This is a genomic window from Methylomonas koyamae (assembly GCF_019669905.1).
GTDB lineage: Bacteria > Pseudomonadota > Gammaproteobacteria > Methylococcales > Methylomonadaceae > Methylomonas > Methylomonas koyamae.
The window spans coordinates 873,204-890,225 of sequence record NZ_AP019777.1 but is presented as its reverse complement, the minus strand read 5'-3'; the positions used below and the strand labels follow the sequence as shown (position 1 = coordinate 890,225).

Here is a 17,022-nt window from a genome sequence, read left to right as displayed (position 1 = left end):
GCTTATACGCGGGTGATAGGGGAATTGGCGGCTTGGGTTTTTTGTTCGGTTATTTTGACGACAGCCACCGAAATATTATCGTAGCCGCCGCGCTGATTGGCCAAATCGACCAATACCTTGCACGCTTCCTGTGCCGGACGGGCGGCGCTGATTTCGGCGATTTCGCCATCGCCGACCAGATCGTACAAACCATCCGAACACAAGACGAAACAATCGCCGATCTCGATCGGTAGCGCTACGTCCGCTATGTCGGCTTTGGTGGTCTGGCGGGTACCGATAGCGCTGGTAATTACGTTGCGGTCGGGGTGGTTGGCGGCCGATTCGGCGCTGATCAAGCCGGCATTCAGCAGTTCGGCGACCACGGTGTGGTCTTGAGATAACTGGCGAACCTGACCGGACCGGCACAGGTACAGCCGGCTATCGCCGGTGTTGCCGTAATAAGCCAAGCCGTCGATCACCGCCAACGCCACCAGCGTGGTACCCATGCCGTGGTTTTCGGCCAAGGCTTGGCCGGAGCGGAACACTTCGGCATTGGCGTCGGCAAAACACTTGAGCAACGCTTGTCTGCAATCGGCGTTGCGCAAATAGCCGGAGAAATTTTTCTGAAACACTTCGACGGCGATGCGGCTGGCAATCTCCCCGCTTTGGTGGCCGCCCATGCCGTCGGCAATCACGGCCACCAGGTTGCGGTCGTTGGCGAAGCGGATGCAACCGATGTGGTCCTGATTGCTGGACCGCACGACGCCGGCGTCCGACAACAGGCCGATTTCCGGAAAATAATCCGCTATCGGCTCGGCCAGGTTCCGGTAACGGGACGCTTTGGGCTTGTCGAACCATGCCGACCACAACTTTTTCATCGGCGTCATTGCACCAGTTTGTGCACGCCCATGATTTCCTGGCCGTGCCGGATCGGGACCGCGAACGAAATCACCGTGCCCGAGTTGTCGGTGCGCTTCGAGGTAAAGATACCGATGACGTGGCCTTTGTCGTTGAATACCGGGCCGCCGCTATTGCCGCTGCCGGTGGCGTTTACCGTCAACTGGTAGACGTCGCCCATCTCGCTGAAATAGCCGTTCACCGAATCGGACATGGTGGTCGCCGACCCCTGTATCACTTTACCGATATTGCCGCCGGTTACGGTCGGATCGGGAATTTGCCGCCATTCGCCTTCGCGGTTGAACGGGTCTTGCGAGCTCATCTTCACGGCAACGTCCGGCGAAACGCCCGGATAGCCCATCACGGTAATCGCATCGCCGGCGGTAACCGCATCCTCGGAACTCATTTGCACCACCGGCAGGCTTTGCGGTACATCGACTTTAATCAACGCCACGTCCGCACTGTCGGAAACCCGGACCAGATGCGCCGGGATGCGCAAACCGGTTTTCGGAAAGGTCACATCCAGATAATCGTTACGGCCCTCGACGATTTTGCCGTGTAACGGTTTTTTTCCGAGCATTTTCGATTTCGACGGCACCCAACTGTTCAGCGACGCGATGTACTTGTTGTCCTTGTCGTATCGCAATTCGGCGATCTCGTGCTTGCTGCAATTCTCGTCGCCGCAGACTACTAAAAAGCCCGGAAAACTGAAATTGCGGTTTTGGGTAAGCCAACTGGCCGCCACATGCCGATTGGTCAAAATAAAGCCGCCGGGTTCGACCACGAAGCCGGAGCCGGAACCCGATTCGCCGATCGGCAGACCGCTGTCGATATCCAAAAACGGTTCTACGGTACCGTCGATATAAATATACCAAGGCCGGGATTCGGTTATGCATTTCCCCGCTTTGGTTACGCAACCGGCTTTTTGAAAGATTTGCTTGCCGGTGGGAATATGAATCAATTTCCAGCTCGACTCAATAAATACGGTGGCATTGCCGAAACTTTTGAAAATATCGGACGAACTCAAGGCCTTATTGGCGTTTAATTCGGCGATCTGCTTGCCTTGCTCCAATTTGCTCCTATCCAATTCCGACTGCAGTTCCGCTTTGCTTTGGTAGTTTTGGAAGGCCAGAAAACCGGATATCGCCACAATCACGCCGATAATACCGGCGCCGATATTGATCATCTTTTTACGGCTATTGGTTTCCGCCTGAGTAATCAGCCGCTCGACGGTGTTGCGGCCGATAGTGCGCGGTGGCTCGGCATTTTCCGCAGAGACGTTGGTAGCGCTGGTTTTGGGGATGCCGGCCAACGCATCCAAACTGGGTTCGACCCTGACTTCCCGGGTCGCGGCAACGGGGGACGGCGCATCGCCGAAGCGAGTGGCCTTGGCGGCAGCGGGCGGCCGCGGATCGAGGTCGAACACGAATTTAGGGCCGCCTTTACCAAGCTCGACCACGTCGCCGGCATATATTTGCTGCGGCGCGGTTATTTTCGCGTTATTGACCAAGGTGCCGTTACGGCTGTTCAAATCGGTCAGCCAAAACTGGTTTTCGTTTTGAACGGTAATTTTGCAATGGGTTCGGCTGACTAAATCGTCTTTCTCCGGGTCGAACATGACCTGGCAGTTAGTTTCTCTGCCAAAAATCAATTCCTGTATCGGCAATTCGTAACCATCGGTTTGGTTTGCCTTAGATCCCGCCAAGTGTTTTATGATGATTTTTTGCATGCCAATAACCCTTCAGTTGTTATTATTTGGTATCGATTCTAAGCCAGTTTATTTAAGCAACTCAAATTTTTATCCAGCCTAAAATAGACGGTTACGCAGCGATTTATTCCGCGAATTACTTAACCGAAAAATAGCAGATTATTTAGACGGGAGCCGGCGGCAAATCCAGCGGCCATCCTGCGCAGCGGATCGGTTTTGCGGCCGAAGCCGAACGGCAGGACCGGTGCACGCGGCGACAGGCTATCGATCCGCCGGCCTAGCCGACTATAGAAGTCCCCTTAATCTGGGCGAACACCGCCATCCCCGGTTGCAGATTCAATAATGCCGCCGATTTTTGGGTGACGTGCGACAGCAGAATTTCGCCGCCCAGCGCTAATTGCACCACAGTCTGGCCCTGGCCCAAATCGGCAACCGCACGCACCTGGGCCGGCAGCACGTTGAGAATGCTGGAAGCCTGCGGCGGTTGCAACGCGATGCTGACGTCGCGCGCGTAAATCCTGATCCTTACCGGGCTGCCCGGCGCCGCATCCAGGTAAGGCAGACTCAAATTGCCGCCGGCAAACTCGGCATGGCTCAAATGGTACTCGGCTTCGTGGCCCAGTAACCGGCCCTGCCAGACGCTGGCCGCCATCCGATCCGCGGCCAGCGGGCCGTCCAGACTGGTCAGCGTCTCGGCCAACGGGCCGCAGGCCACGGCTTTGCCGGCCGCCATCACCAACAAATGGTCGGCCAGGCGATTGACCTCGTGCCGGGAATGGGTGACGTACAGAATCGGAATCCGCAGGTTCTGCTGCAAGCCGGTCAGATACGGCAAAAACTCCTGTTTGCGTTCATCGTCCAAGGCCGCCAAAGGTTCGTCCATCAACAGAATATCCGGACTGGCCGCCAAGGCGCGGGCAATCGCCACCCGCTGGCGCTCGCCGCCGGACAGCCGATCCGGCATGCGCGCCAGCAACGGCGCAATCGCCAATAATTCGATGGCCTGTTCCAACGAAATCTTCCGTTCCCGGCAACGCATGCGCCGCACCGCATAATCCAGATTGCCGCGCACGCTCAGATGCGGGAACAAATTGGCGTCCTGGAACACGTAGCCCAGATTGCGCCGGTGGGTCGGTAGAAACACGCCGCGTTCGCTGTCCTGCCACAGCGTGTCGCCAATGCGTAAATAACCGAGCGGTGCGTGCTCCAGGCCGGCAATGCAGCGCAGCAACGTGGTTTTGCCGGAGCCGGAATGGCCGAAGAACACCGTAACGCCGGCGGCCGGCAAACTTAAATCCAAATCCAGCGCAAACTCGCCGTAACTGAGTTTGAAGCGGGCTTTCAACTCGGATGCGCTCATTTGGCGGACCGGCCCAAAGGCTGCACGGATTGGGTCGAGTACAACGCCAACAACACCAGAAACGAAAAAATCAATAAGCCGCCGGCCAGCCAATGGGCCTGGCCGTATTCCAGCGCCTCGACGTGGTTATAAATCTGCACCGACACCACTCGGGTCTTGTCGGGAATATTGCCGCCGACCATCAACACCACGCCGAATTCGCCGACGGTATGGGTAAAACCGAGGATGCCGGCCGTCAAAAACCCGGACTTGGCCAACGGCAAGGCTACCGAGAAAAACCGGTCCAGCGGCCCGGCGCCGGCCGTTGCGGCGGCTTCCAACGGTCCGTTGCCGATGGCAACAAAGGTGTTTTGCAAAGGCTGCACCACGAACGGCAGCGAATACAACACCGACGCCGCGACCAATCCGCCGAAGCTGAACGGCAAGGTGCCGATGCCGAGCCATTGGGTGAATTTACCGATAGGGCCGGCCGGCCCCATCAGCACCAACAAATAAAACCCCAGCACGGTGGGCGGCAACACCAACGGCAAAGCCACGATGCTGCTGATCGCACCTTTCCAGCACGAACTTGTCCGCGCCAGCCACCAGGCCAACGGCGTACCCAGCAATAACAGCAATAGCGTGGCCAGACCGGCGACCTGAAACGTCAGCCATAGCGCGGCATAATCGGAAGAGTTAGGCATGTTTCGAATGAATGGATCGGGATGCGGCCTATTCTCGCCAAACCGTAGGCCAAAACGCCAGAAAATACTGCGGGCGGATTGGCCCAGATGAAGGCGCCGGTACCTAAAGCGCGCTTCACCTCGGTACCAGCAGCCAATTAAGGCAGTCTATTTGCCCAAAGCCTGCAGCCGGCTCTCGACTTTTGCCGCCACCAGACTGTCGTAGTGGCGCTGCAACATCGAATCGGTCGGCCGCGGAAACAATGCCGCCTCGATCTCGCTTTGCAATTGCGCTAGAAAATGCCGTCTCAGGATGGAATCCTCCGGCACCACGGGCTTGGCGGTACCGCCATGGGCTGACGGATTGCCGTCCTCGGCCTGTTTAGCTTTGGCGTATGCCGACAAAAAACAACCCAACGGCGCAAACGCACATGCCGCGACGATCACCATGATCAAACCAACCAGTAAAACTTCGCTCATCTCATCACCTCGAAGATTTCGCCATAAACACAATGGCGGCAGGCGCTGGCACTCGCCTGTCGCCCTCTTGAAAGCCTAGTGGTTTTCGAGCAATTATTTGCAAAATCAATGCCATAGAAATTTACCTTACGAAATGCAAGGTCTAATCAGGGTTTACGGGTCGGACGCGGATTGCCGGCGAAATTTTGCGCCGGAGTTTTGCGACAAGCCGACAACAATGCCAAGGGATTGTCGCCGATCCGACAAGGGGACCCTCAAGCGGCGGGCAGTTTTTTCAGAATTTGCGGTTTGAAACAGAGATGCAGCAGCAACAGGTTCTGGCAACGGTTGATCAGCGCGAAACCGGCCAACAGGCTGGTTAACGCGATTTCGGGCAGATAATCGCTATTGTGCGGCGGCGGCAAACAGGCCTGAGCCAAACCCACCCCGCCGAGCATGATCAGCAACGGTAGCAAGTACAAGATCAGCGAGGTCAACAGCAAATGGCCATCGTCGATCGCAACCACGACGCGGTCTCCGGCTTGCAGCGCAATATCGGAATCGACTGCGAATTCGCGTTTGGGCAGGACTTTCGCCAGCGTCGCAGTGCCGCAGGACTGCTGTTGCATACAGCCGCTGCAAGCACTGGTTTGCAGGCTTTTGATCCAAGTCCGGCCGTCGGCGCCGATACGGGTGACGACGGCCGCTTCTTCGATCATGGCAGGCTCGGCTTAGGCCCAGGCCGAGGAAATCGACTCCAGCCAGGCATTCAAGCGGCCTTCGCTGAGCTCTTTTTGGTTGTCTTCGTCCAAGGCTAGACCGACAAACTGGTCGCCCAGCAAGGCTTTGGATTTTTTGAATTCGTAGCCTTCCTTGCTGGTCATGCCGACGATGGTAGCGCCGGCATCGGCGAAGGCGTCGTACAAAAAGCCCAACGCATCGACGAAATGGCCGGGATAGCCTTCCTGGTCGCCCAAACCGTACAAGGCAACGGTCTTACCGGAAAAATCGGCACCGGCCAGGGTCGGCAAAAACTCTTCCCAGCTCTCGTTGTCGTGGCCGGCGCTCAGGCCCGGCAGTTCGCCTTCGCCATAAGTCGGCGAGCCCAGAATCAGCACGTCGTAGGCCAGCAAATCGTCGACGCTGGCTTTGTTGATGTTGACCGGTTTGTCGGCGACATCGCCCAATTTGCTGGCAATCGTTTTCGCGAATTTGCGGGTGTTGCCGGTGTCGGTTCCAAAGAAGATGCCTACTTTAGCCATGGTATGTGCTCCTTGTTAAACGAATTAAATTTGGATTTGCAGCAAGCCGGGATTAGCCGCCGGTTGCAGGGCGGCCCAGGCGGCTGCGGTATGGGTTTTCAACGTAACGGCATGCAGCCGGCCTGAAGCCAGCGGCTCGCTCAACGTTGCCATCACGCCCTGGTGTTGTTTGATCATCGGCTGCTCGGCGAACAAATCGCTGACTACGGTGATGTTTAAATCGCAGCCTTGGCCCTCGATGGCGATTTTCGCGCCGGGATATTCGGCCAGAATCAGCGCCTCGACTTCGGAATGGGTAATTGTTTGGCTGGGCGCGCTGTCTTCGGCCGGCTTAACGGCGGCCTGCAACTTCGGCAACAGGCTGCCGTCGTTATGCATCGCCTCGACAATATCGGCGCCACCGATCAACTCGCCGTTGATGAATACTTGCGGGTAGGTCGGCCATTTCGAAATCGACGGCAATTTTTCCCGAATGAACGGCGCTTGCAGCACGTTGACGTAGGCGTAAGGAATCTTGGTCTGGTTCAGAATCGCGACCGTCTTGGCGGAAAAGCCGCACTCCGGCGCGCTGGGTACGCCTTTCATGTAAATAATCACCGGGTTTTCGGCGAGTTGTTGCAGGATTTTTTCTTTGACGCTCATAGGGAGTTTCACTTTTCAATTTTCAATTAAGGTTTCGCTACCGCGAAACTGTTTTAATCGGGTTCTCACACCCGAAGGCGAGGTAATTTCCTGCCTGCTTACATCCAACATTTTGATTTTGTTGGGTTACGCTACTCTGACCCAACCTACATTTTTTCTTTTCGGCATATTCGGAGGAAACGAAATCCCCACCACACCGACTCCCTCCCGTATGCCGCGCCGAGCACGGAAGCTTTTGCACGGATCAGCCCAAAGGGGCGCCGCAGGGATGCGGCGATTTGCCTGCAGGGGCTGGGAAGCCCCTTCAGGCAACCCCGTGCAAAAGCTTCGAAGCGCAGGGAATAAGCGGCATCCGGGCCGCCTGCTGACTCGCGCCATCCAGGCACTCGCACTTCGTGCGCCGGTGGCGTCCAAATCTGCTCCAGGCAGATTTGTCTTTGGATACTTTCTTTTGGCGGAGCAAAAGAAAGTATCGCGGCTGTCGTTCCGCGAACCGAGTTACAAACCATCCGTCGCGACAGCGACACAACACCGTTGGCTTACGCCTGCCGGCTAACCCAACCTGCACATCTGAAAAATCACTCCCCACCCGACAACCGCTTCAAATCCTCGCCGTCAGCAACGCCGTCCCGTTCCACCACCTGAATCTCGCCTTCGCCGCGAATCACCTCGGCATTGACGATACAGCGCTTGACGTTAGTGCGGGAGGGCAGTTCGAACATGGTTTTGCGCAGCACGTTCTCCATGATGCCGCGCAGACCGCGGGCGCCGGTATTGCGGGCAATGGCTTTCTCGGCGATTTCCACCAATGCATCCTGGGTAAACTCCAGATCGACTTCGTCGAAAGCGAACAACTGTTGGTACTGTTTGACCAGCGCGTTTTTCGGTTCGGTCAACACTTGGATCAAGGCATCGACATCGAGCGGCTCCAGCGGCGCCAGCACCGGGAAACGGCCGATAAATTCCGGAATCAGGCCGAAGCGTTTCAAATCGTCCGGTTGAGTCGCGTTCAGCATCTGTTCCAGGCTGGGCTTGTCGTCCGGATTGTTGACTTCGGCGTGGAAACCGATCGCGGTTTTCGGCGGCTGCAGCCGTTTCTCGACATGCTTTTCCAACCCGGGAAACGCGCCGCCGGCAATGAACAAAATGTTGCTGGTATCGACCATCACCGAGTCGCTGCCGCTGTGGTCCTTGCGCCGGCCCTTGGTCGGCACCTTGACTTGCGACCCCTCGACCAGACGCAGCAAGGCCTGTTGCACGCCTTCGCCCGACACATCGCGAGTACCGAAGGCTTGTTCCGGGCTGCGGGCGATTTTGTCGACCTCGTCGATATAAACGATGCCCCACTCGGCCTTGCTGATCTGGCCGTCGGCCACGTCCAGCAAGCGCACCAGGATGTTCTCGACGTCGTCGCCGACGTAGCCGGCCTGGGTCAAGGTCGTTGCATCGGCGACCGCGAACGGCACGCCGACGATCTTGGCCAAGGTCGAAGCCAGCAAGGTTTTGCCGGTGCCGGACGGGCCTATCATCAGGATGTTGGATTTGCCGATTTCGACGCTTTGGTCGGCTTCGCCCAAACCGCCGGTTTTACTGCCGACGTGCTTCAAGCGTTTGTAGTGGTTATACACCGCGACCGACAGGATTTCCTTGGCCAGGTCCTGGCCGATCACGTACTGGTCGAGCATCGCCTTCATTTCAGCCGGCTTCGGCAGCGGCCCCTGCATATCGGCCAGCTCCTTTTTCTTGCCCCAACTGGAGACGACCTGGCTGGCCAGCATTACGCAAGCCTCGCAGATATAGCCTTCGGTGCCGGCAATCATAGGCACGGAGGCCGACGCTTCAATACCGCAAAACGAGCAATGTTTCGGTTCTTTTGTCATGTTAGGCACTCCTAGTGGCGGCGGGTAGACTGGCCAGCCAAGTACGCTGGCAATTGCGGCGGTAACGGTCTTGCATGATCTGCTGAATCTTCGGTGTGGCTTTTTTCAGCGACATCGTCTCGGCGGGGACGATCTTCAGGCATTGGATCACATGAAACCCGATTTCGGATTCCAGCACCTCGCTGATGGCTTGTTCTTTCAAGCTGAACAAGGCTTGGTCCAGTTCCGGGTATAACACACCTTTGGTCACGGCACCCAATTCGCCGCCCTGCATCGCGGTCGGGCACTCCGAATGTTTCAGCGCCAGGTCGGCGAATTTGTGCGGCTTGCGTTTCAGCGTTTCCAGAACTTCCTCGATCCGGCGCCGGGCGTTGTCGCGGGTGTTCTCCGGGTAATCCGGGTTGATGCTGATCAAAATATGGCGGGCGGAACGCTGCTCGGGCTTGTGAAACTTTTCCGGATGCGAGTGGTAAAAGATGCCGATCTCTACCTCGTTGACCTTGGGCGCCCGCGATCCGACCCGCTCCAGCACGGTGTTGACCTTGCATTGCCGGCTCAACGCGGCCCTCAATTGATCGACATCCAGCCGGTTGGCGGCCAGTGCCGCTAAAAACGCGTCTTCGTCGTCGAAGCGGCCGCGGATCTCCTGATAAGCCCGCTCCAGTTCGATATCGGAAACCACGACGCCGGCCGCTTCTGCGGAACTGAGCACCCTGCTCTCGATTTCGAATTCGTTCTTGGCCTGCACCTCGACCTGGCGCAACTGCAATTGCTCGAGTTCCGCCGGCGACTTTTTGAACAGGCTCAACGAGGCCCGCAACAAAGTGTAAGGTTCGATTACGGCTTCAGAGGCTTGATTCATGCTACTCCTCCGGTTCGCGAAAATTGGCCGGGTCGGCCGGTTCCAATACGACTTCCGGTACCTGCATGGTCTTACCCGGAAACCGCACGTGGTACAGCAAGGGCTCGCGCTCGCGCAAAATCTTCAGCACTTCGCCTTCCGTGCCGCTGGCGATCACGCCGTCTGCGGTCGGCAGATCGCAGTTGCATCTGACTTTGTCGCGGAATTCAAAGCGGCTCGGATTCCACGGCGCATCGGCCGGGATCAATTCCTCGGCCCGGCAGCCGATCATTTTGCCGTGATCCAGAAAATGTACCGTGTAAATCACCTGGTCCTGCAAAAAAGTGCCGACTTCAATGACGTGGCCGACGCTACCGCGGCGGATCAGCAGATCGCCGATTTCCCTGCCCGGATAGGTACCGTCGTTGCGCACGTTGCGGGTGACCCGCACCGCCTCGCCGAACTCGAACCGTTCTTCGTCGTATCGTTCTTCTATCATGTTTTGATGTCGCCCAGCGATACGAACACGGTTTGCGGTTCCATCATCTTGAACACCTTAAACACCTTTTCGGTCTGGGCGTCGGACTGGACGAAATCGCTATAAGCCCGTTGCAGCAGCTTTTTATAGATTTCGCGCTGGGCGTCCTCGTCCTCCGGCATGCTGGCGCCGGCTTGGCTCAAATAGTCGTGGAACCGCTGCAGTATATGTAGCCGGTTGACGTGGACCACAGTCGCGTCGTATTCCAAACCGAAATACAACAGAAAGTCCTCGGCCGACTCCATTTCTTCCATTTCTTCCAAAAAAGTCATCTCATTACCTCATTATCAGGTGATCCAGGTTGGCGGGTTGTTCGCCCAGCGCGTACACCACTATTAAAACCACCAGCATTACCGCGGTCTGGGCCAGGAATGGATCGGATTTCTGCTGCTTTTTCATGGCTATCACCTTCGGGTCAATTGTGCGGCATGGGCGGCGCCCATCGTGGTTTGGTGTTCATTCCGGGCAGCGGTCACCCGAACAAACGGAAAATTCCTTCGTCGGCTTCCTGGCGGCGGACCACCAGTTCCAGCAAGCCTTTGGCGCCGATCCGGTCCATGTCGTCCAGCGCCACCAGTTTTTCGAAAATGGCTTTAGCCAATTCCAGATTTTCCAGGCGCATGTTCAAAAAACCGACCGACTTCAACGTAAACAAATACAAGCGAATCCGGGTCAACGACTCCTTCGGCGCATCGCTAATCAGGCCCAGACCGACCTGGCGCCAATCTGCCGGGAAACCGATGCCGGGCCGGATCAGTTCCAACGCTTTTTCCGAGATCAGTAACGCTTCCTGCAAGCGGTGCTGGTAGTAGTAAAACCGGTTCAACGACACCAGCACGTTCAACGACTCCGGCGCCCGCAAGTAAGCCTGCAGCAGCGGCAACTCGGCTTCGCCGGTCGCGTAACGCTCGGCGGCGTACCTGATCAATGCCTGGACTTCCGGGCTGTCTTCCTGCTCGTAATACAAATCCTCGGCTTCGAACTGCAGCAAATCCATTATTTGCCACCTGCCGCCTGCTTCAATTGCACCACCTCGTCGCCGTGGCACACCCCTTCCGCTTCGCAACTGCCGCAGGTATCTTCCGCGACGACGAAACGCTTCTGGTTGTGTTCCAGCTCGTCCAAGCGCTCGACCAGGCAATTGATGGCCTTGCCGATCGGGTCCGGCACCAAGTGGTGGTCCAGATCGATGCCGCGCGGGTCTTGAATCTTGACGCCCTTTTGCTGAATGATCCGGCCCGGAATGCCGATCACGGTGCAGCACGGCGGCACGTCCTTGACCACTACCGAGTTGGCGCCGACCCGGACGTTGTCGCCCAGCGTGATCGCGCCCAGAATCTTGGCGCCGGCGCCGACCAGCACGTTATTGCCCAAGGTCGGATGACGCTTGGTCTTGTGCCAGGTGGTGCCGCCCAGCGTGACGCCGTGGTACATGGTCACGTCGTTACCGATTTCGGCGGTCTCGCCGATCACGACGCAGGCGCCGTGATCGATGAAGAAACGTTTGCCTATCGTCGCGCCGGGATGGATATCGACGTTGGTCAACCAGCGGCCGAAGGCCGCCAGGAAGCGCGCCGCGAATTTCCACTCCGCCAGCCAGAGCCGGTGGGTCACCCGATAGATCAGCACCGCGTGCACGCCGGGATAGGCGAACAATACTTCGAATACGTTGCGGGCGGCCGGATCGCGGGCGAAAACGCACGCCACGTCTTCGTGCCAGTCCTGCCAAAGGCTGGGCTTGGCCGCAAGCCGCGACGGCGAGAACAGCATCATTTTGCCAAGCTCCAGGTGGTTTTGCCCGGCATCGGCACGCCCGGTACCCGGAAGAACGTGCCCGGATAACGCTCGTCCGGCAGCTCGCGTTGGGCCGGATTGGCGATCGGCGCTTCGACTTTACTGCTGGTTTTCACGACTGATTGTTGGCGGTTACTACTCATCGCACACCTCGCTATAGGCTGTGTAAGAACTGGTTCAAATCGGCGGATTGCGGTTCGCGTTTGTGCAGGCTGACAAATTCGCGAATCAAAGGCAGCAGGCGGCCGGCCTGCCAGCGGTTAATTTGGATACCGAGTTGCCGGTAGGCGTGCATCACGCCCTGGCTGCCGGAATGTTTGCCCAGCACCAGCCGGTGGCTGCGGCCGACCAAGGCCGGGTCGACACCTTGGTAGTTGTTGGGGTCTTTCAACAGGCCGTCGACGTGGATGCCGGCTTCGTGGCTGAAAACGTCGCGGCCGATCAGGCTTTTGCGGCTGCCGATGGTATCGCCGGAAGCCGTCGCCACCTGGTGCGACAATTCCGGAAAATTGCGTAGATCGACGCCGGTTTCGAAACCGTACAACTGCTTCAAGCCGACCACGACTTCTTCCAACGCCGCATTGCCGGCGCGTTCGCCCAGTCCGTTGACGGTCGTATTCAAATGGGTGGCGCCGGCAAAGGCGGCGGCCAGACTGTTGGCAGTGGCCAGCCCCAAATCGTCGTGGGCGTGCATCTCGATATCCATGTCGGTGACGCTGCGCAATTTGCGGATCGCTTCGAAGGTGCCGAACGGCTCCATGATGCCGACCGTGTCGGCGAAGCGGATTCTGACCGCTCCGGCGCGTTGCGCGGCTTCCGCCATCTGCGCCAGGAAGCCGCTATCGGCGCGCGATGCGTCTTCGGCGCCGACGCAAACCTGCAAGCCGGCGTCGATGGCTGCTTTGACGCAGCGGTCGATGGTGGCTAACACCCAGGCCCGGCTTTGTTTCAATTTGTGTTGGATATGCTGGTCGGATGCGGAAATGGACAAGTCCACCATGCCGACGCCCAATCCCAGGCAATGCTGCAAATCGTCGTCTCGCATCCGCGACCACACCAGCAAATTGCAAGGCAGATTCAGCGCGGCAATGGCTTCGATTTCGGCCCGTTCCTGCGCGCCCATCGCCGGGATACCGATTTCCAGCTCCGGCACGCCCAATGCCGCCAGTCGTTCGGCAATCGCCAGCTTTTCCTGCAGCGAAAACACTACGCCGGCCGACTGTTCGCCGTCGCGCAGCGTAGTGTCGTCGATGACGATGTGTCGAGTATTGGCTTGCATACTTCACCTCTGGCGGAATGTCGTTTGCGGTTTTGCTGGGGCGACGCCTTTGCCAGAGATAATGCAAAACACTTGCCAACTGCGGAAAGCCGGCGTTTTACCGGGTCGGACGCCGCAGTTTGGCGGGATGCCGACAAGAAAACCGGGAACCGGAAAAGCACATTGTCGGAAACCCTACAATCGGTAACGAAGTTCCCGGCAAAACGGACTCCGGCCGCGTCCGCCCCGGCCGCCGCTAGGACCGGCTGCGCCCGGCGAGCGCGGTCTCGCGGGGGTTTGCCAAAGACGTGGGATAGGTTTAAGGTGCGTGTAATCCATCCAAATATAAAGGCATTTAGATGCTACTAACTAACCACACCATGGTGGAACAGCTCAAGCTGACGGATAGAAAAATCGAGCTAATCAAGAAGTTGTTCTATCTGACCAAAGAAGACGAAAACAATCTGCTGGCGGCCGAGCCGTTTATCACGCGCAATCTGGACGCCATCGTCGAAGAGTTTTATGCCAATCAGTTGACCCACTCTGAAGTGGAAATTGTGATTGGCGACTCAGAAACGTTGAGCCGATTAAAAAACAGCATGCGCGGTTATATTCAGGAAGTGTTTTCCGGCACCTACGACCAGAATTACGTCACCAACCGGCTGCGGGTCGGAATCGTGCACAAGCGTATCGGCGTGTCGCCCGCGCTTTACATGTCCGCGGTCCGCTTGCTGTGGGACATACTCTCGGACCAATTCGAAAAACAATACGAGGAAGGCCTCTGCAGCCGACACGAGGCCGATCAGCGCCAACGCAGCTTGACCAAATTGCTGATGTTCGATGTGCAGTTCGTGTTCGAGACCTACACCGGCGCGCTGGTAGCCGAGGTCCAGAAAGCCAAGCAGGAATTGGAGGATTACGCCCGCGACTTGGTGGAAACCGTCGCCAAGCAAACCAAGGAATTGCAGGAGCTATCCAGCCAGGACGGCTTGACCCGCTTGTTCAACCACCGCGCTTTTTACGAACGCATCCGCATCGAATTGGCCGGTTGCGCCCGGCGTAAGGAACCCTTGACGCTGGTGTATTTCGATCTGAACGACTTCAAGTTGCTGAACGACAACTACGGCCACATCGTCGGCGACCACATGCTGGAAGCGCTCGGCACGACCATCCTGAGCAGTATCCGCGAAACCGATATCGCCTGCCGCTACGGTGGCGACGAGTTTTGCATCATCATGCCCGGCGCCACCAACGGCCACGCTAAGGACGTCTGCGAACGTCTGATCAACGCTTTCGTCGCGCGCAACGACCGGCATAAGCTCTCGTTCAGCATCGGCATTTGCCAAACCGGCCCGGACAAACCGATGTCGGGCGACGAATTGGTCATGGCCGCCGATGCGCGCATGTATCTGGCAAAAGCCCAAGCCAAACTGGAGCCCGGTTTCTGGCTGTGCGACACCCAGGAGACGCTGGGGAAATTCGGCCTGTTCGCGTCCGGCGACGACGCATAGCGCATGGAACCGTTGGCCGGTATCGAAACCGGCCTACGACCAACCGCGCTCTCCGGCGTTTTAACCGGATTAATCCTGTCGCGACATTCCAAACCGCCACCAGCCAAACATACAAAGGACTTAAAGCTTGCCGGAAACGCTACGCTTATTCCGGCCTACCGTGAAATCGGGACGGTTTTACACTCCCCTTATGCCGCGCCGAGCACCGGAGGGTTTGGGCGGATCGGCCCGACAGGGGCGCGGCAGGGATGCCGCGCGTTTTCGGAGGGCTAGGACAGCCCTTCAGAAAACCCCGCTCAAACCCACCGGAGCGCAGGATCGAAGCGGCATGGGGTGTCGTTTCTTTTGGATACTTTTCTTTGGACAAGCAAAGAAAAGTATCTCGGCTGTCGGGCCGAGACCCGACATTCAAAGCAGCCGTCGCGTTAGCGACACAAGACACGAAGGCCTATTAACCGCGTGGGCACAAAATGCCGTGCCCACCCTACTCGGCTGCCGGAAACGCTACGCTTATTCCGGCCTGCCGTGAAATCGGGACGGTTTTACACCGCCTTATGCCGCGCCGAGCACCGGCGGGTTTGGGCGGATCGGCCCGCCAGGGGCGCGGCAGGGATGCCGCGCGTTTTCGGAGGGCTAGGACAGCCCTTCAGAAAACCCCGCTCAAACCCACCGGAGCGCAGGATCGAAGCGGCATGGGGTGGCTTTTTCTTTGGTTTCTTTCTTTTGGCCAAACAAAAGAAAGAAACTCGGCTGTCGGGCCGAGACCCGACTTCAAAACAGGCATCGCGATAGCGAAGCCGTTGAAACAAAGGTATTTTGGACAAACATACGTCCGATTAAGCTAACACTAATCGGACGCGGGCTCTCGATGGAAGGGTTAGGCCAGCGCATCGCGAGGTGGCCTTGCTACCCATGCCTTTTGCAGTCGATCGACACCACCGGCAAGCTCTTTGTTTCGAATCCAACCAACGTACATCGTGATTCTGTGGCAGCCATCGATGATCTCCCAAGGAGGCCCATCAATGAGAACAACCGAGCCAGGAAGCTTCCTTGTGGACTTGACGTATTGATGGATTCTTCGCATGCGTTCCTCTGACCTCTCGATGCTCGCGTATGCGTTCTCAACGCCTCCGAATCGTGCTTCGGACAGACCCTTGATGATGCGGATTGATTCTTTAGAGTAGGTTAGGTTGTAGAGATCAAGCTCTTCTTGATTCCAAGAAAAGGTAGCCCAAGTGTCAGATGTATAGCCGCCAAGCAAAGCATTCCAGCGCGGCCCAACCGGCGGCCAACCCGCTGATTCGATTCTTTCGACTAACCATTCGTTGAAGACTTGGTCTGGCATTGAAGCGAAGAGGGCTCGTGCTTGACTGACGGACGACGACATCGCAGGCCTAACGTAGAGGTAACCGGGCCGGAACGGCGTGGCGCCCTAGCCGTGAGGCACAACATAGACAACGAGCGCATCGCGGCCACGGTGCCATGCCGTGGAGGCTCCGGTTGACCGACATGTTAGGCGGCTCGGTCTTCATTTCCTCACGGGACCAGGGCGCTCGTGCAGTTGATCGAGTAGCTTCCGATGCGGAGGATGGCGCCGCGGCCAGGTTGCCAGACAAACGAGTCCTGGTACTCGAGGATCTGCTGTATCGACGAGAACGACAGCAGAACGCTGGCTCTCAGACCCCGAGTGAGTAGGTGGTAAGGCAAGTCTGCTGTCGGCCAAGCAACGGCGCCATGAATGAATGGCGGGTCCGCCCCAGCTTTGGAGTGAAGCAAGAAGCCGACGTCGTCAGCGGCCAGCTCGCTGGCAAGGTCGCGAGGCGATGCCAGTCCTGCTTGTAGTGTCAGGTGAGTCTCCAGACTGCCCAGCGGCTCACCCGAGGGCAACTCAATCTCGACTTCTGGCCCCGCACGCAACACAAGCGACATGCGGTGACGCGTGGACAGCCCACTTGATGACGAAGTCACTTCATCGGATGCGCTGGCAGAGCAGACAGTGAAGCTTGCGAGAAAGGGGAAGTCGACCATGGGAGGATTTGAGACGCCTAACAAGCTATTAAGCGGTTAACCGCGTATATAAGCATAACCACCCCTCTCGTCTGTATATTATTGATCCACAGATAATTTTCATTTCCGTATATCATCAAACCCCCAAAATTTTCTCGATTAAGCTCGAATTGGCGCGAACACCCAAGTGCCCAAACTAGGCGGCCACTTAGTAATCGGAAAAC

At 57.5% G+C, this 17,022-nt stretch carries 19 protein-coding genes; 1 reads left to right on the top strand and 18 read right to left on the bottom strand.

The features are described 5' to 3' along the window. Positions 1-2 precede the first annotated feature (2 nt). The 17 genes from MKFW12EY_RS04335 to nifV form a co-directional block, all read right to left on the bottom strand. Positions 3-857 (bottom strand): Stp1/IreP family PP2C-type Ser/Thr phosphatase, encoded by an 855-nt coding sequence (locus MKFW12EY_RS04335; protein WP_221054065.1) that lies wholly within the window; start codon positions 855-857, stop codon positions 3-5. Positions 858-862: 5 nt separating this feature from the next. Further along, positions 863-2,605 carry a trypsin-like peptidase domain-containing protein gene (locus tag MKFW12EY_RS04330; protein ID WP_054763051.1) on the bottom strand — a complete coding sequence of 581 codons (1,743 nt, stop codon included), beginning with the start codon at positions 2,603-2,605 and terminating at the stop codon, positions 863-865. 256 nt (positions 2,606-2,861) lie between these two features. Next, complete coding sequence (modC, locus tag MKFW12EY_RS04325) at positions 2,862-3,944, bottom strand: molybdenum ABC transporter ATP-binding protein (RefSeq protein ID WP_221054064.1); 1,083 nt, start codon at positions 3,942-3,944, stop codon at positions 2,862-2,864. After that, complete coding sequence (gene modB, locus MKFW12EY_RS04320; RefSeq protein WP_221054063.1) at positions 3,941-4,627, bottom strand: molybdate ABC transporter permease subunit; 687 nt, start codon at positions 4,625-4,627, stop codon at positions 3,941-3,943. Before modB ends, modC begins: the two co-directional genes overlap by 4 nt. Positions 4,628-4,774: 147 nt before the next feature. Beyond that, positions 4,775-5,086, bottom strand: a complete 312-nt coding sequence (locus MKFW12EY_RS04315; protein ID WP_054763049.1) for a hypothetical protein — start codon at positions 5,084-5,086, stop codon at positions 4,775-4,777. Between the two features lie 254 nt (positions 5,087-5,340). After that, positions 5,341-5,784: a SoxR reducing system RseC family protein gene (locus tag MKFW12EY_RS04310; RefSeq protein WP_054763048.1), complete on the bottom strand. Its 444-nt coding sequence runs from the start codon at positions 5,782-5,784 to the stop codon at positions 5,341-5,343. 12 nt (positions 5,785-5,796) lie between these two features. After that, a complete protein-coding gene (locus MKFW12EY_RS04305) occupies positions 5,797-6,327 on the bottom strand; it encodes a flavodoxin (protein WP_054763047.1) in 531 nt (176 codons plus the stop codon). Between the two features lie 24 nt (positions 6,328-6,351). Further along, the gene (gene grxD, locus MKFW12EY_RS04300) at positions 6,352-6,969 is read right to left on the bottom strand and encodes a Grx4 family monothiol glutaredoxin (RefSeq protein ID WP_054763046.1); all 618 of its coding nucleotides are present in this window, start codon (positions 6,967-6,969) and stop codon (positions 6,352-6,354) included. A gap of 578 nt (positions 6,970-7,547) precedes the next feature. Further along, positions 7,548-8,849 (bottom strand): ATP-dependent Clp protease ATP-binding subunit ClpX, encoded by a 1,302-nt coding sequence (gene clpX, locus MKFW12EY_RS04295; RefSeq protein WP_221054062.1) that lies wholly within the window; start codon positions 8,847-8,849, stop codon positions 7,548-7,550. A gap of 1 nt (position 8,850) precedes the next feature. Next, entirely contained in the window at positions 8,851-9,711 is an 861-nt protein-coding gene (gene nifM, locus MKFW12EY_RS04290) for a nitrogen fixation protein NifM (RefSeq protein ID WP_054763045.1), read from the bottom strand. A 1-nt stretch (position 9,712) separates the two neighbouring features. Next, the gene (locus MKFW12EY_RS04285) at positions 9,713-10,189 is read right to left on the bottom strand and encodes a nitrogen fixation protein NifZ (RefSeq protein ID WP_054763044.1); all 477 of its coding nucleotides are present in this window, start codon (positions 10,187-10,189) and stop codon (positions 9,713-9,715) included. Then, positions 10,186-10,500 carry a nitrogenase-stabilizing/protective protein NifW gene (nifW, locus tag MKFW12EY_RS04280; protein ID WP_054763043.1) on the bottom strand — a complete coding sequence of 105 codons (315 nt, stop codon included), beginning with the start codon at positions 10,498-10,500 and terminating at the stop codon, positions 10,186-10,188. The genes MKFW12EY_RS04285 and nifW overlap by 4 nt, the downstream gene beginning before the upstream one ends. A gap of 4 nt (positions 10,501-10,504) precedes the next feature. Then, complete coding sequence (locus tag MKFW12EY_RS23170; protein WP_256361197.1) at positions 10,505-10,627, bottom strand: hypothetical protein; 123 nt, start codon at positions 10,625-10,627, stop codon at positions 10,505-10,507. Positions 10,628-10,700: 73 nt separating this feature from the next. Then, on the bottom strand, positions 10,701-11,225 hold the full coding sequence (locus MKFW12EY_RS04275) for a hypothetical protein (protein WP_054763042.1): 525 nt from the start codon (positions 11,223-11,225) through the stop codon (positions 10,701-10,703). Continuing rightward, on the bottom strand, positions 11,225-12,001 hold the full coding sequence (cysE, locus tag MKFW12EY_RS04270) for a serine O-acetyltransferase (protein ID WP_054763041.1): 777 nt from the start codon (positions 11,999-12,001) through the stop codon (positions 11,225-11,227). The genes MKFW12EY_RS04275 and cysE overlap by 1 nt, the downstream gene beginning before the upstream one ends. Beyond that, on the bottom strand, positions 11,998-12,165 hold the full coding sequence (locus MKFW12EY_RS04265) for a hypothetical protein (protein ID WP_197495966.1): 168 nt from the start codon (positions 12,163-12,165) through the stop codon (positions 11,998-12,000). Before MKFW12EY_RS04265 ends, cysE begins: the two co-directional genes overlap by 4 nt. 11 nt (positions 12,166-12,176) lie before the next feature. Beyond that, entirely contained in the window at positions 12,177-13,301 is a 1,125-nt protein-coding gene (nifV, locus tag MKFW12EY_RS04260) for a homocitrate synthase (protein ID WP_221054061.1), read from the bottom strand. Between the two features lie 338 nt (positions 13,302-13,639). Between nifV and MKFW12EY_RS04255 the strand changes: the two genes are divergently transcribed. After that, positions 13,640-14,791 carry a GGDEF domain-containing protein gene (locus MKFW12EY_RS04255; protein WP_082410046.1) on the top strand — a complete coding sequence of 384 codons (1,152 nt, stop codon included), beginning with the start codon at positions 13,640-13,642 and terminating at the stop codon, positions 14,789-14,791. Positions 14,792-15,668: 877 nt separating this feature from the next. Here MKFW12EY_RS04255 and MKFW12EY_RS04250 read toward each other — a convergent pair. Then, positions 15,669-16,136 carry a hypothetical protein gene (locus MKFW12EY_RS04250; protein ID WP_157199410.1) on the bottom strand — a complete coding sequence of 156 codons (468 nt, stop codon included), beginning with the start codon at positions 16,134-16,136 and terminating at the stop codon, positions 15,669-15,671. Positions 16,137-17,022: the final 886 nt, after the last annotated feature.

What these genes read in the sequence shown, in the direction of transcription:
- modC (WP_221054064.1), bottom strand. Translation starts at nt 3,944, where the DNA reads ATGAGCGCATCCGAGTTGAAAGCCCGCTTCAAACTCAGTTACGGCGAG.
- nifW (WP_054763043.1), bottom strand. Translation starts at nt 10,500, where the DNA reads ATGACTTTTTTGGAAGAAATGGAAGAAATGGAGTCGGCCGAGGACTTT.
- MKFW12EY_RS04255 (WP_082410046.1), top strand. Translation starts at nt 13,640, where the DNA reads ATGCTACTAACTAACCACACCATGGTGGAACAGCTCAAGCTGACGGAT.
- MKFW12EY_RS04275 (WP_054763042.1), bottom strand. Translation starts at nt 11,225, where the DNA reads ATGGATTTGCTGCAGTTCGAAGCCGAGGATTTGTATTACGAGCAGGAA.
- MKFW12EY_RS04335 (WP_221054065.1), bottom strand. Translation starts at nt 857, where the DNA reads ATGAAAAAGTTGTGGTCGGCATGGTTCGACAAGCCCAAAGCGTCCCGT.
- grxD (WP_054763046.1), bottom strand. Translation starts at nt 6,969, where the DNA reads ATGAGCGTCAAAGAAAAAATCCTGCAACAACTCGCCGAAAACCCGGTG.
- nifV (WP_221054061.1), bottom strand. Translation starts at nt 13,301, where the DNA reads ATGCAAGCCAATACTCGACACATCGTCATCGACGACACTACGCTGCGC.
- MKFW12EY_RS23170 (WP_256361197.1), bottom strand. Translation starts at nt 10,627, where the DNA reads ATGAAAAAGCAGCAGAAATCCGATCCATTCCTGGCCCAGACCGCGGTA.
- nifM (WP_054763045.1), bottom strand. Translation starts at nt 9,711, where the DNA reads ATGAATCAAGCCTCTGAAGCCGTAATCGAACCTTACACTTTGTTGCGG.
- MKFW12EY_RS04265 (WP_197495966.1), bottom strand. Translation starts at nt 12,165, where the DNA reads ATGAGTAGTAACCGCCAACAATCAGTCGTGAAAACCAGCAGTAAAGTC.
- MKFW12EY_RS04250 (WP_157199410.1), bottom strand. Translation starts at nt 16,136, where the DNA reads ATGCCAGACCAAGTCTTCAACGAATGGTTAGTCGAAAGAATCGAATCA.
- cysE (WP_054763041.1), bottom strand. Translation starts at nt 12,001, where the DNA reads ATGATGCTGTTCTCGCCGTCGCGGCTTGCGGCCAAGCCCAGCCTTTGG.
- MKFW12EY_RS04305 (WP_054763047.1), bottom strand. Translation starts at nt 6,327, where the DNA reads ATGGCTAAAGTAGGCATCTTCTTTGGAACCGACACCGGCAACACCCGC.
- MKFW12EY_RS04315 (WP_054763049.1), bottom strand. Translation starts at nt 5,086, where the DNA reads ATGAGCGAAGTTTTACTGGTTGGTTTGATCATGGTGATCGTCGCGGCA.
- MKFW12EY_RS04310 (WP_054763048.1), bottom strand. Translation starts at nt 5,784, where the DNA reads ATGATCGAAGAAGCGGCCGTCGTCACCCGTATCGGCGCCGACGGCCGG.
- MKFW12EY_RS04285 (WP_054763044.1), bottom strand. Translation starts at nt 10,189, where the DNA reads ATGATAGAAGAACGATACGACGAAGAACGGTTCGAGTTCGGCGAGGCG.
- MKFW12EY_RS04330 (WP_054763051.1), bottom strand. Translation starts at nt 2,605, where the DNA reads ATGCAAAAAATCATCATAAAACACTTGGCGGGATCTAAGGCAAACCAA.
- modB (WP_221054063.1), bottom strand. Translation starts at nt 4,627, where the DNA reads ATGCCTAACTCTTCCGATTATGCCGCGCTATGGCTGACGTTTCAGGTC.
- clpX (WP_221054062.1), bottom strand. Translation starts at nt 8,849, where the DNA reads ATGACAAAAGAACCGAAACATTGCTCGTTTTGCGGTATTGAAGCGTCG.